The 13052-nt window shown below is 31.7% G+C and carries 13 protein-coding genes and 1 tRNA gene; 4 read left to right on the top strand and 10 right to left on the bottom strand.

Annotated elements, in window-relative coordinates:
• Positions 1–55: 55 nt before the first annotated feature.
• Both ICJ85_RS06570 and ICJ85_RS06565 read left to right on the top strand, forming a co-directional pair.
• A complete protein-coding gene (locus ICJ85_RS06570) occupies positions 56–988 on the top strand; it encodes a lysylphosphatidylglycerol synthase domain-containing protein (RefSeq protein ID WP_317173049.1) in 933 nt (310 codons plus the stop codon).
• Positions 985–2109, top strand: a complete 1125-nt coding sequence (locus ICJ85_RS06565) for a glycosyltransferase family 2 protein (RefSeq protein ID WP_188222970.1) — start codon at positions 985–987, stop codon at positions 2107–2109. The genes ICJ85_RS06570 and ICJ85_RS06565 overlap by 4 nt, the downstream gene beginning before the upstream one ends.
• A 1-nt stretch (position 2110) precedes the next feature.
• On the opposite strand, the gene ICJ85_RS06560 is transcribed toward ICJ85_RS06565, so the two are convergent.
• The 7 genes from ICJ85_RS06560 to ICJ85_RS06530 form a co-directional block, all read right to left on the bottom strand.
• Positions 2111–2587 (bottom strand): hypothetical protein, encoded by a 477-nt coding sequence (locus tag ICJ85_RS06560; RefSeq protein WP_188222969.1) that lies wholly within the window; start codon positions 2585–2587, stop codon positions 2111–2113.
• Between the two features lie 194 nt (positions 2588–2781).
• The gene (locus ICJ85_RS06555; RefSeq protein ID WP_188222968.1) at positions 2782–4518 is read right to left on the bottom strand and encodes a M56 family metallopeptidase; all 1737 of its coding nucleotides are present in this window, start codon (positions 4516–4518) and stop codon (positions 2782–2784) included.
• Positions 4515–4880: a BlaI/MecI/CopY family transcriptional regulator gene (locus tag ICJ85_RS06550; protein ID WP_188222967.1), complete on the bottom strand. Its 366-nt coding sequence runs from the start codon at positions 4878–4880 to the stop codon at positions 4515–4517. The genes ICJ85_RS06555 and ICJ85_RS06550 overlap by 4 nt, the downstream gene beginning before the upstream one ends.
• A gap of 384 nt (positions 4881–5264) precedes the next feature.
• A complete protein-coding gene (locus ICJ85_RS06545; RefSeq protein ID WP_241739496.1) occupies positions 5265–5942 on the bottom strand; it encodes a response regulator in 678 nt (225 codons plus the stop codon).
• Positions 5943–5950: 8 nt separating this feature from the next.
• Positions 5951–7714, bottom strand: coding sequence for a tetratricopeptide repeat-containing sensor histidine kinase (locus ICJ85_RS06540; RefSeq protein WP_188222966.1), 1764 nt, complete (start codon positions 7712–7714; stop codon positions 5951–5953).
• 184 nt (positions 7715–7898) lie between these two features.
• Positions 7899–8054, bottom strand: coding sequence for a hypothetical protein (locus ICJ85_RS06535; protein ID WP_188222965.1), 156 nt, complete (start codon positions 8052–8054; stop codon positions 7899–7901).
• Between the two features lie 352 nt (positions 8055–8406).
• Positions 8407–9411 carry a LacI family DNA-binding transcriptional regulator gene (locus ICJ85_RS06530; protein WP_188222964.1) on the bottom strand — a complete coding sequence of 335 codons (1005 nt, stop codon included), beginning with the start codon at positions 9409–9411 and terminating at the stop codon, positions 8407–8409.
• Between the two features lie 170 nt (positions 9412–9581).
• Between ICJ85_RS06530 and ICJ85_RS06525 the strand changes: the two genes are divergently transcribed.
• Entirely contained in the window at positions 9582–10391 is an 810-nt protein-coding gene (locus tag ICJ85_RS06525) for a Cof-type HAD-IIB family hydrolase (RefSeq protein WP_188222963.1), read from the top strand.
• Positions 10392–10646: 255 nt separating this feature from the next.
• Here the strand turns inward: ICJ85_RS06525 and ICJ85_RS06520 are convergent, their stop codons facing one another.
• Complete coding sequence (locus ICJ85_RS06520) at positions 10647–10856, bottom strand: hypothetical protein (protein ID WP_188222962.1); 210 nt, start codon at positions 10854–10856, stop codon at positions 10647–10649.
• A 142-nt stretch (positions 10857–10998) separates the two neighbouring features.
• On the opposite strand from ICJ85_RS06520, the gene ICJ85_RS06515 reads away from it, so the two are divergent.
• Positions 10999–11877 carry a helix-turn-helix domain-containing protein gene (locus ICJ85_RS06515; RefSeq protein ID WP_188222961.1) on the top strand — a complete coding sequence of 293 codons (879 nt, stop codon included), beginning with the start codon at positions 10999–11001 and terminating at the stop codon, positions 11875–11877.
• Positions 11878–12114: 237 nt separating this feature from the next.
• Here the strand turns inward: ICJ85_RS06515 and ICJ85_RS06510 are convergent, their stop codons facing one another.
• Together ICJ85_RS06510 and ICJ85_RS06505 are read right to left on the bottom strand one after the other, a co-directional pair.
• Positions 12115–12486: a hypothetical protein gene (locus ICJ85_RS06510; protein ID WP_188222960.1), complete on the bottom strand. Its 372-nt coding sequence runs from the start codon at positions 12484–12486 to the stop codon at positions 12115–12117.
• Positions 12487–12988: 502 nt separating this feature from the next.
• Positions 12989–13051, bottom strand: a tRNA-Asp gene (locus ICJ85_RS06505).
• Position 13052 lies beyond the last annotated feature (1 nt).

Below are 13052 nucleotides of genomic sequence, written 5' to 3'. Positions count from 1 at the left end.
ATTTAATTTGCAACATATGTACGTGTTGCCACACAAAACTAAACAAATCTTTTTTGTGCTTATTAAATTAAGCCTGGTAATTGCTGCATTTTATTTTATCTACTTCAAGCTGAGTGCAAACAATGATTTGCAATTTTCAATGTTTTTAGAGTTAGCATCAAAAAATGATGCATTTACTTTAGCCCACCTCGTGTTCCTAATTTTATTATCAACTGGTAACTGGTGTTTTGAAATTTTAAAATGGCAAACCCTTGTAAAACCATTAAAACAAATTAGCTTTTTTGAAGCCACCGAACAAAGTTTGGGCAGCTTAACGGTTTCATTGTTCACTCCAAATCGAATTGGTGAATATGGAGCAAAAGCACTATTCTACAATAAAACTCAGATAAAACATATTGTATCTATTAACGGCTTGCACCACCTGCTACAACTTAGTGTTAGTATTATTTTTGGAAGCATTGGGCTACTATATTTCATCTCGATTTACTCAACACACCTTAACTATACCAAACTTATTTTAGGAGGTGTCCTTTGTATTGGTTTTATTGTATTAGCTTACTTTGCACTGTCTAAAATTCGATTAAAACAAAGCACTGGTCGGTTTAGTAAACTGTTACACTTCATAAAAACCTATCCAAAAAAACTAGTTATCCTTGGATTGAATTTTTCCATTATTCGCTACCTCTTCTTTTCATTTCAGTTTTACTATTTATTGAATATTTTCGGGGTTGACATCGTTTACTTGAACGCTATGATAATTATTTCAACCATGTATTTATTAGCATCCGTAATACCTTCCATAGCTATTTTCGATTTTGCTATTAAAGGAAGTATTGGAGTTTATTTATTTTCATTTCTAAATATTGAAGCCATTACTATAATTCAAATCACAACCATCATGTGGATATTTAACTTTGCTTTACCAAGCCTTATTGGAAGTTACTTTGTACTTACTTTTAAATGGCCTAAACCCCAAATATCGAAATGACTATAATTTCCTTTTTTATTATTTTAAGTTATGTTGCGTTAATAGGAAGCTTCGCCTATGGGTTTCATAAAGTACCGACTTTTAAAAATCAAACTACGGCTCACAAAACAACATTTTCAATAATTATTCCCTTTAGAAATGAAGCTGAAAATCTACCTCAATTATTGGATTCTATTAAACAATTACAATATCCTTCCAACTTATTTGAAGTACTTTTAGTTAATGATGACTCTGAAGACGATTCCGTGGACATTATCAATAATTTTATAACATCATCGTCTCTTCCTGTAACACTTCTCAATAATAACAGGATGAGTCCATCTCCTAAAAAGGATGCTATTTCTACCGCCATTACTAAAGCTAATAACGAATGGATTATTACCACCGATGCCGACTGCATTTTACCACAATTATGGCTAAACACTTTTGATGCCTTTATTCAGGAAAACAAAGTGGAATGTATTGTGGCTCCCGTAAAATATATTTCTCAAAATAACTTTTTAAACACCTTTCAAATTTTAGATATTTTGAGTTTACAAGGGGCTACTATTGGCGGATTTGGTATAAACAAACCGTTTTTGTGCAACGGCGCGAACTTTGCCTACAAAAAAACATTATTTAAAGCCTTGAATGGTTTTGAAGGCAACAACCAAACTGCCAGTGGTGATGACATTTTTTTTCTGGAAAAAACCGTAAAGCATAACGCAAAAAGCGTTGCATATTTAAAAAGTAAAACCATCGTTATTAACACCAATGCGCAACCCTCATGGAAAAGCTTAATCTCGCAACGTATTCGCTGGGCAGCAAAAACAAGTCGGTATAATAACTGGTTTGGCAAACTCACCGGAAGCATTGTACTACTCACCAACCTGTTTATTGTATTAGCTTATTCCTTTACACTTATGGGAACAATGACTTCTCAAACATTAGTCTATTTACTCATGATTAAATTCAGTATCGATTTGTACTTAATTAATAAAACCGCTCAGTTTTTTAATCAAAGAGAAGTGATGAAGTTTTACGTATTCGGATTTATAGTTTATCCGTTTTTTTGCGTTTATGTAGCATTGGCGTCAATGGTTTCAACCTACCAATGGAAAGGACGCACATTTAAAACGTAAATTACTCTACGTTTATAACAATAGGCAGATTGAAAGCAGTTTTTACCTGTTGCCCGTGTTTACTTGCAGGAAATATTTTTGGTAATGAGTCTAAACTTTGCGTAATTAATTCTTGTAAATTCGGGATTTCAGCTATTGTTAGACTATCAATTTTAGCATTAACTAAAGTTAACACACCTCGTTCAGACAGTTTAAATTGTAGGTTAATGGTATCATTAACATCTTTAGTAACAATAATCATTTCCTGTTGTAAAAACCCTAAAATATGAGACGTTAAAACCTCTGAAAAACACGCTTGCTTTTCGCTATTAGACACTAAGGAATCGCATACCGAAAACGACGGATATTCATCGACATCCTTCCAGTTAAAGGTTTTTAATTCCTCTTTTAAAATAGCCTCAGAAGACGTTTTTTTTACATTAAAATAGTCGCAGGATGCGACCAATGAAAAAATTAAAAAAACACTAATTAGCCTCATAGATTTTACTCGATTATCGAGATTTAATGTTCCGAAACTTTTTTCGAAATCAAATTTTTGCTCTTTTTAGCACCTCGTGCATTTCATCGAGGATTTTATTAAAACTGAAATGTACAATTTTTTTGGTTTTTAAGCACTTAAAACTAAAAAAACCGAAGTTTTCACTTCGGTTTCCAATCTAATTTATGGCATAGCTATTCTTTATCTTCTACTTGAAATATAATGGGTAAAGAATAAGGTACGGTTACCGTATGCCCTTTTTGTTTACCAGGTTGCATTTTTGGCAATAATTCAACTACTCGTTTAGCCTCTTCTTCTAAACCTGGATGCGGCGCTCTTGCTCTTACATCTACAACATTTCCCTCTTCATTTATTTTAAATATAACATTAATGCGTTGTTTTCCCTCTAACCCAAAACTGTTTGCTAAATCGGTATTAAAATTCTGTCCTACAAATTTTGTTATAGCATAAGACATACAATCTTTACGTTCTTCATTAGTTCCTAAAGATTCACACCCTGGAAATAAAGGAACTTCATCAACAACTCCGAACGGCACTTCAATAAGCTCATTTTGAGAATTTCTTTCTAAATTATCTGTAAATTCTAATGACACCTGTCCGTCTGTAATCACAAGCTTTTTATATTTTTCTTCACTATATAATAATTTTGTCATTCTAGCTCTCTGTTCCTTTTCTTCTTCTGTAAGATTTTTTAAATCTTTAACAGTTAATCTCAATACACTATCATCCTTAGCCTTTGCCAATGGTTTGTTTTTACCAAAAAAATTAGTATAATAAAAATAAGCAATCCCATCGCTATCTACCTTTGATGTTTTTTCATAGTCATCAGGTACTTGTTCGTCTATTGAATGCACTGTAAATGTAGCATTCAGATTAGTGGCATCTAATTCACCCCAACTAACATATTTATCTCTGTTTGCTTTTATAAATTTATCATGTCTTCTTTGTGCAGCCAAATCCTCTTCTAAATTTCCACCATTAATATGAAAAGTATAAGTGTATTGCGATAAATCTAAATTTTCGTCTGAAGCTAATTTTTGAACCTCACAAGACGTATACACTAACATGGCATTAACGGCCGGAATTAAAAATGCATACTTTAAGAGTTTGATGTGTCTTGATTTCGTTTTTTGTAACATAATAATTCGTTTTTTGATTAATGATTGATTAAAAAATGGATTGATGAATGATATGCTTTTGGTTTGAAACACCTGAGCTAATAAATTTTGATAATAGTAATGTTTACTTTGATTTTTTACAGCTTCGGCATCGGCCAGATACTCATGTAATTCAGTGATTCGGCTTTGATACATATATACGAACGGATTAAACCAGAATACCACACGAAGCACTTCGAAAAACAACAAATCTAAACTGTGGTATTGCTTTACGTGAACCTCTTCATGACTTAAAATGAGTGCTTTTTCGTCGTCTTTTAAAAACTCACCTAAAAACACATATTTAAAAAATGAAAATGCCGAATCGCTATTTAACAGTTTCACAATAACTAATTTGTTTGAACTGGTTTTCGGGTTGTTAACAATTAACTTCAGGACTTTGAACAGCTTAAAACCAAACATAAATATGGCTATGGCAAAACCGATATAAAACAACAGATACACATACGACATAGGACTTGAAACAGACTCTGCATTAACCTGATTTACGCCTTCAGAAACACCTTGAGATACATCTCCTACAATTACTGCAGGCAACTGAATAACATACTCTGGAGGAATGACTTCTTTAAATGACTCTATTTGTATAAAGGGCAATAGTATAGACAAAAGCATAGTGCCTATTAAATACAGCCGGTTCCAGTTAAAAAAGGTTTCTCGTTTTAAAAAGAGGTCGTAAATCAATAAAAAGAACAACTGAAAAGCTATGGTTTGTATAATGTAGTGTATCATAACTCTTCGTTTTTATTAATATCTTTTAAAACCGATTCTAACTCATTCAGGCTGATATCATTTTTCTTCATAAAAAAGGACACCATATTTTTAAACGAGCCCTGAAAATACCCATCAACCAGCTTATTAATAGATTGGTTACTATATTCGTTTTTAGCGATTATCGGGAAATAAATATGCCCCTTTCCTTCCTTTTCGTAATCTACAAACCCTTTATTTTCTAAAATTCTAACAATAGTCGACACCGTATTATATGCCGGTTTAGGCTCCGGTAATTCCTTTATTATGGCTTTAACATTTGCTTTTTCCAATTGCCATAGAATTTGCATAATGTCCTCTTCGGCTTTTGTTAATTGTTTCATTTTAAAAGGATTTATGAGTTACGTTTATTTTTCAAACTAAAAACTTAGTTCAAAACAAATATAACTAAAATTTTAGTTTAAACTAATTTTTTAGTTACAAATTTAAATAGGCAAAATATATTAAAAGAAGAAGCCCTATGGGTCTCTCACCTCCATAGGGCCTGTAAATTGCTATTATCAACAAAAAAATTGAGGGATTAATTAATTTTTTGAAGTGTTGATGCTACAAACTTAAGTATTACTTTTTATTTGTAGCTGCGGGAAACCCGCACTTAACAAATCGAGAATTCAGTAAACTGTTTATTAATAAGGTTTTCGGAAGATTTAAAAAAAATGATTTTAATCGAATTTTAACATATGTTAATACAAAATAAAATCCTTTTCTTACACAAAACCTCTTTTACGCGCTTCTTCTATGAGTGTTTCATCCTGCCCATCCTGTACATCGAAGATTTCACGAAGCTGCTTTTTTCGTTTTTCTACAGCACTTAACGAAATATCTAAATGTGGTGCCAAATTTTTAGTTTTTACACCTTGGGATAAAAGATGAAGAATTTTTCGGTTTTTCTCATCGATAACAATATCGCTGGAATCTACTTTTCTAATATAACTGTTTACGGTTCCACTATAAAACGGCGGATTATAAAGTACTGCCTGAAAAGCACTGGCTAACTCGCTAGACGTTAAATCACTCTTTATTAAAAATCCTTCTGGATTAATAGTTTTTATAATGTTATGAATTCGAAATGATTCGTTAAACATGGTAAGGATAATAATTTTTGCTTTAGGCAATACTTCACGAGCATAAGTCGCCAAATCTTCACCGCTGGTCATTTTCCCGTCAGACGATGGCGGTAAACTAATATCTACGAACAACAGATTATATGGATTGTCCTGCTGAATAGATTTATCCATCAAGTTTACGGCTTCGTCACAGTTATTTGCAATATCAATGCTCAACTCCTGATGCTCTTTTTTCGTAAAAAGAATGGTATTTTGATACCCTTCAATAATCATCGGGTGATCGTCAATCATTAATATTCTTATCTTTTCGGTATTCATTTTTAAATTTAGGTTATTGGGGCTTCAATAATAAGTTGTGTTCCTTTATTTATTTCTGATTTAAATTCTAGGGTTCCGTTAATATCATTAATTCTGGATTTAATGTTTTTCAATCCAATACCAGCTTTAGATTTGGTGTTATCGAAACCTGAACCATCATCTTCTATGGTTAGGCAAATTACATTATTTTTTAAAGTAAAACTAATATCAACCCGGGTGGCATTGGCATGCTTATGGATATTATGAAGCGACTCCTGAACAATTCTATAAATATGAATTTTTGTTTTATTTGGTAATTCATCCCAGTTAATCACACTATCGTGATCTAACTTATAATCCAGTTTATATATAATGGTTTGCGTTTCTACAAACGTTTTTATAATATCTATAAAACCAGCACCTGAGACAAAATCGGTGTTTAATTCGTGAGACACTTTACGTATATCCTGCTCGATATTTTTCAACTCATCGATATATTGACTTCGGGTTTGAACAGCTTCTGGCGTATTATTAAAATTTAAGCTATCCAGACTTAATCGTGTACCAAACAAACGTCCCAAAACGCCATCATGTAATTCTTGAGAAATTCGCTTCTTCTCTAAAGCTCGTGCTTCTTCTATTTTTTCATTTTGGGAAAGCATCAGGTTATAAATCTCTTCATTAGCTTCCTGCTGCTTCTGAATTAATTGTAATTGTCTGTTTTTATTACGCTGTGTGATTACCAAATACAACAAAAATGAAGTAATTATTAAACTTACTGAAATCACAAACAGCCACATGCGCTCTTTAGCAATTTGCACATTTTCGCGCTCTATTTGTTCGGTTTCATATTGTATTCTGGCAAATTTATTTCTTAATTCTCTCTCGTTTTTTTGTAAACTATCACTTAGCTTAATATAAGAATGCAAGTAATTAACTGCCTTATCACCAGTTTCAATTTCAGAAAGTAATAGCAACGAACTTAACAATTGATCATTATGATATTGTGCGGAAATATTTTTAGCTTCAGTTGCGTAATATTTAGCCAAATCTATATTCTTTTTATCCTTATAAAATTCTGCTAAATGTTGATTAATGAGTATCGAATTATACCCTTTGGGGTTAACACTGTCTGCAATATGCAATGCCTTAAAATAGAGATCTGGAAGCTCATTGAATTGTTTAGACAAATACAAGGTATGTGCATAATTGTCTAATATTAATGCATAGGTATCTGGTTTAGTTTTAATTAGTTCCCTATCCTCTAATAATTCGGTGTAATACTGAAGAGCTAATTCATATTGCCCAGCCATCTTATAAGAGCGAGCTAAATTATTCTTTGAATTATAAATACTTAAACTATAATCTCCTTTTAGGGTTTCCTTTAAACTTATTGCTTGTTTTGAATATTCTATTGATTCTTTATATTGTTCCAATTCACTAAAAACCAAACCTAAATTATTAAACAAAAAGGCTTTAGTCTCCCTTACCTCATTTGTTTGCTTTAAATCTTCTAATATTGAAATCGCCTGAATCGAAACCAACTCACTAGCAGTTAAATCCTTTTCATTTTTCAATATAACAGCAAGACCGTATAACGTTTTTGCCAATTTATAATCTTCATTCTGAATTTTAAAAATTTTTTGTGCCTGATGGTAATGGTAGTAGGCACTATCTCCTTTATGGCTATACCTAAATAATTCACCTATATTAAAATGGGCATTGGCAATTAAAGTTGAATCCTTAATTTTAAAATTAGAAACACTTTCTCTTATTGAATCTATTAAGTACAAATTACTCTTATCTTGAGAATAAGATATTAGACAACTAAAAACTAGAAGTATTTTAATTATAATTTTCAAAAACAGAAGGTTTAGCTAGGTATTTTCTCAAATGTATTTATAATTTTTAAATTTATTCAAATAAAAAACTCTTTACAAATTGTAAAGAGTTTTAAATATTTCTAATATTGGTTTATTAATCATCTAATCCACCACCTGTAATTGGTTTTTCAATTGTTACATCATTTGTGGCATCAATTAAAACATCATCTTCATTTAAATCTTGTTTAGTACATGATGTTAAACTTGCGAAAATTGCTGCAGCGATAAAGGTTATTCTTAGGGCTTTCATAATATTGATTTTTAAGGTTAATTATTTTATTATTTCTCTAAATTTTTAAATACAAAACATAAACCACAACTTCGAACAAATCGAAATTCTAGCTGAGGGAATAATGGAATAATTAACTAAAAACCAAAAGGGTATAATAGCCCAATGATCTTCTAAAAATATTTTATGAGGGATTGCATTGACTTTAATGAAGTCAATTTTGAATGGATTAATTAAGCACTATGTAAATCTGAGGGTATTAATGACTTACGTACTTAAACAAATTTATACGAAAGAAAATCTATTAATACAAAATAATCGATGAAATGCCAAAATCATCGATTAAATGTATTTTTATCGACGAAAATAAATTTTAAACCGTTGATTTACTTTTAACTAAGCTCGTTTTAACAATAATAGTTTTAACGTCTTCATCGTTACTTTTGTTTTGTAGTCTGTTAATTAACAACTGTGCTGCATTTGCGCCAATTTCCTTAGCATGTTGTCTTATAGTTGTTAATCTTGGAAACGTTAAATTACTGTCTGCTTTACTCGAAAAACCAATAACAGAAATATCTTTAGGCACTTTTAACCCTAAATTAATGGCAGCATTTATAGCAATTACACCAGAAGAACTGTCGGCAGCTACAACCGCATCGATAGCAGGATTCTTTTTTAAGAAAGACATAATTTTTTTCTGATTATCATCCTTCTTTTTAATTTTTAAAACTATGGGCTTTGCGGCATTTTGTTCTAAAATCGCTTTGTTATATCCGCGCTCTCTTAATTTACCAACGCTTAAACTGTCGATACTGCTTATAAAAGCAATAGTTTTACGCTTTTTTGCCTGAAGGTTTTTAGTGGCGTTATAAATAGCTTCAAAATCATCGACTATAACCTTATCACATAAAACATCATGAGCCACCCGATCGAACATAACAATGGGCAGTCCCTGTGCCATGGTTTTCTTAAAATGCTCCACCTCGTTTTTAGTTTGGGTTTCTTCAGCTAAAGAAAGTATAAATCCATCAACACTACCATTAGCTAATAAATGCATACTTTCCTTCTCCTTTTCTAAAGATTCGTTAGATATACAGGTAATAATATTATAGCCATATTTGGTAGCTTCACGCTCTATTCCAAACAATACTTTAGCTAAAAAGTGATTTAAAATATCTGGAATAATTACACCAATAGTCTTGGTTTTATTCTGCTTTAAACTTAATGCAACTTTATTAGGCTTGTAATTATAAAGTTCGGCAAGCTCTTTAACACGTCTTACAGTTTCTTCACCAATCTCTTCACTATTATTTAATGCCTTAGAAACTGTTGAAATTGAAACATTCAACTCTTTTGCCAATTGTTTTAATGTTACCATATGGGTGTTAAAGAATATAATTTAGTTATTGCAATTTACAAAAATAGATTATTCAAAATACCGAATTAAAAAAAATCGATTTCGTAAAAACCAAGCAAAAATAAGTACTTTAATATTTAAATAACATATTAAAACTTAAATAATGGTATTTTTACCCTTTATTATTGCCTATGAATTTATCTAAAGTAAAATTAGTCGTGTCGGACATGGATGGCACACTTTTAAACCCTGAAAGTCAAGTTAGCAGCCGTTTTTTTAATCAGTTTAATGAACTTAAAAAGCAAAACATCCATTTTGTTGCTGCAAGTGGTCGTCAGTACCAAAGTATTTTAGACAAATTAAATCATATAAAAGATGATATTTCCATTATTGCTGAAAATGGAGGCATCATGAAACACAACAGTGAGGAACACATCTTACTTCAACTTACCAAAGAAGATATTGAAATAGCTGTTGAGCTCTTACGAAAAGTAAACGGGGCTAATATTGTACTCTGCGGAAGAAAAGCAGCCTATATTGAAACATCGAACCCCGATTTTATTTCTAAGTTCGAAACCTACTACGCCGAATACAAAATTGTAGACGACCTAACCAAAGTTACCGACGATGTATTTTTAAAAATTGCGGTTTATCACAACGAATCGTCTGAGCATTTTGTGCTTCCTGAAGCTAAAGCTTTAAATAACCGACTTCAGGTTATTGTTTCAGGGCAAAACTGGTTAGACATTTCGCATATTGAAGCCAACAAAGCCTATGCTTTAAAAATATTACAGCAACAATTGGGCGTTACCGAAGCTGAAACCATGGTCTTTGGCGATTACAACAATGACTTACAAATGCTGGGACTGGCCTATTTTAGTTTTGCGATGCAAAATGCACACAGCGATGTTAAGAAAATTGCGCGCTTTGAAACCAAAAGTAATTCGGAGCAAGGTGTTGAAAATATCCTGGAGGAATTATTGATTAGTAAACAACTATAAAAACAATAAAGGTTGCTAAACTTTAGCAACCTTTACTAACCAATAAACTAACCAAAAAATATTAAATATGAAAAACTGTAATTAGGGCTATTTGTAGTGCTTTGCTCTAATTACATAACAAAGATACATTGACATTACAAGTTATTTTACGACACAACATGTCCTAAATAACCTGACTTCACAAAAATAAAGAGCAGCGCTTTCGCACTGCTCTTTTGTAGAAATCAATTTAAACTTGCTATTAATCAATTCCCATTAAAACATAATCTGTTTTAGTACAAGTTCTTGTCGACCTGTAAGTTCTCTACCATTAACTTCTTTTAAAACTTCAACCATTTTTTCAAAAGAAAATTCTGGTAGTTCTTCATATTTGTAATCAATTTTCAAAAACAGGTCTTTCAAAGTCTTCACAGCCCTTAACAACATTTCATCATGCTGCGATGCCTTTTCTAAAGTACATTCCAATTCTTTCAATTTAAAAAGTAACATGAACCTTTACTGCCTGTTTTGATAGCAAAATTACTATACATGCCGCTTTTCTAATACGACACGTCATGTCTAAACCCAATCATTTTAATTATATTTACCTAAAGACTAAGCCATAAGTATGAAAAAATATAATTCTATTGGAGAACTTTTCATAGACTATAGAGCATTTAACACCCTTTCGCAATCTGATTTTGCTTCTGAACTGAATGTTGATTTAAGAACGGTTCAACGATGGGAAAAGGATTTAACCTTAATTAAATCTGAAAAAGAGGAAGATATTGTTCTAAATACGCTTATGCCCTACCAGCTTATTCATAATTTAAATGCCGCTGTACCCATTCCAACATTTTATGATTTTAAAACCCGCAAATATTCCTTATCCTCACAAACCAATGCCCTTCCTAAACTTGAGTGGTATCTCGATCAAATAAATGTTGAATCAACCAATTTACGAACCATAGATTTTGATTTCGATATTAAGCATCTGGAACACTTTATAGATTCACAAAAAAAAGACGACACCTACGTTAATCACGAATTAATAAAAGAAGCTATACGCCTACTACCAGAACTTAATTTCGTTTTTACCGGAAAAAGTGGTTATTATGCTGGACATTGTATTGTTCTGCCTTTAAAAGAGGAAGCATACTTAAAACTTAAAAATCAGAAAATAAGCAATAAACATTTAAGAGCCAGCGATCTTGTAAACTATAAAAACATAGAACGTCCCATTTTTTACAGATACGATATTACCGGAGATTGTAATGACTCCATTTTTTATGTCATGGCTAAATTTTTTAGGTTTTTCAGAACCATTGAAAATAAAAACTACCTAATGGTATCCTACACGGAACGAGACGATAATTACGATTTAAACCTCCAGATTGGATTACATATTGTTTGGGAAGATAAGGAGCTTCAAAACACATTAAACCTGGAATACCCGCCAAGGTTTTTGGAGGGTAATTTCGAAGAATTTTTGAATAAACTAAATTAGGCTTAATCAAAAGAAGAAAGGCTACAGTAGTACCCTTCTATACCTTACTGTAGCCTTTTACTAACCAAACCAACTATGAAAAAACTTTTTACCACGTTTTTACACTTCAAAGATACCACTGAAATACACAAATTATTGCGACACCACATGTCATGCATTACCTAAAAAAAGCTTCCGTTTTACACAAAAAAAAGCTCCTATTGAAAGAGCTTTTATTATCTAAAGTTTTATTTCATCTTACTTTGGAAAATCTTCTACCACCCATTGTTTCAACATAGCTATTTCTTCGCTTGTTAATGCTGGCTTTTTACTTTTAAATGGCATATATTTTTTTTCGCTTACGGGTAATTCTACACGAGTAATAATATCTTCTATATTATTTTTTACTGCCCCATAAGTATCTAAAAATTTCTTCTTACCCTTTTCAGGAAAATGACAAGGCGTACAACTACGCTCCATTACCGGTGCAATATGTTGACTGTAAGAGACCGTAACATTCTCTTTTTTTACAGTAGTTTCTTTTGAAGATTTACAAAACTGGAACGTGAATATGACAAATCCAATTAAAATTAATGAGGCTACTTTATTAGCAAATTGTGTTAATCGCATAGTTTTTTGTTTGAATATTCCTTCTCTAAATATATAAAAAAATATATTCCTATAAATAAAAAAGCTACAGTGAAGCACCCTAATACGCTTACCTGTAGCTTTCAACTAACCAAACCAACTATGAAAAAACTTTTACTACGTTTTTACATGACAAATGTACGATAGAAATACAGGTAACAATACGACATTACGTGTCTACATAAAACCTGATTAAAACTATTTGGTTATAATATTTTACAAAACTAATTCCTGGAAAAACAAAACTAAACTTTACATAAAAAAGAAAAGCTACAGTGAAGCACCCTAATACGCTTACCTGTAGCTTTTAACTAACCAAACCAACTATGAAAAAACTTTTTACTACGTTTTTACTTGACAAATGTACGGTAGAAATACAGGATGGTTTACGACAGTTAATGTCATACATTATATTCAAAATATCTATGGTAAATTTAAGGCATAAAAAAAGCCCTTAGAAATAAGGGCTTTTGCAATGTTGCGGTCTGGACGGGACTCGAACCCGCGACCTTCGCCGTGACAGGGCGACATTCTAACCAACTGAACTA

The organism is Aestuariibaculum marinum (assembly GCF_014596975.1).
Lineage (GTDB): Bacteria > Bacteroidota > Bacteroidia > Flavobacteriales > Flavobacteriaceae > Aestuariibaculum > Aestuariibaculum marinum.
This window is presented reverse-complemented; position numbering and strand designations above follow the sequence as displayed.

What these genes read in the sequence shown, in the direction of transcription:
- ICJ85_RS06565 (WP_188222970.1), top strand. Translation starts at nt 985, where the DNA reads ATGACTATAATTTCCTTTTTTATTATTTTAAGTTATGTTGCGTTAATA.
- ICJ85_RS06560 (WP_188222969.1), bottom strand. Translation starts at nt 2,587, where the DNA reads ATGAGGCTAATTAGTGTTTTTTTAATTTTTTCATTGGTCGCATCCTGC.
- ICJ85_RS06555 (WP_188222968.1), bottom strand. Translation starts at nt 4,518, where the DNA reads ATGATACACTACATTATACAAACCATAGCTTTTCAGTTGTTCTTTTTA.
- ICJ85_RS06550 (WP_188222967.1), bottom strand. Translation starts at nt 4,880, where the DNA reads ATGAAACAATTAACAAAAGCCGAAGAGGACATTATGCAAATTCTATGG.
- ICJ85_RS06545 (WP_241739496.1), bottom strand. Translation starts at nt 5,942, where the DNA reads ATGAATACCGAAAAGATAAGAATATTAATGATTGACGATCACCCGATG.
- ICJ85_RS06535 (WP_188222965.1), bottom strand. Translation starts at nt 8,054, where the DNA reads ATGAAAGCCCTAAGAATAACCTTTATCGCTGCAGCAATTTTCGCAAGT.
- ICJ85_RS06530 (WP_188222964.1), bottom strand. Translation starts at nt 9,411, where the DNA reads ATGGTAACATTAAAACAATTGGCAAAAGAGTTGAATGTTTCAATTTCA.
- ICJ85_RS06525 (WP_188222963.1), top strand. Translation starts at nt 9,582, where the DNA reads ATGAATTTATCTAAAGTAAAATTAGTCGTGTCGGACATGGATGGCACA.
- ICJ85_RS06515 (WP_188222961.1), top strand. Translation starts at nt 10,999, where the DNA reads ATGAAAAAATATAATTCTATTGGAGAACTTTTCATAGACTATAGAGCA.
- ICJ85_RS06510 (WP_188222960.1), bottom strand. Translation starts at nt 12,486, where the DNA reads ATGCGATTAACACAATTTGCTAATAAAGTAGCCTCATTAATTTTAATT.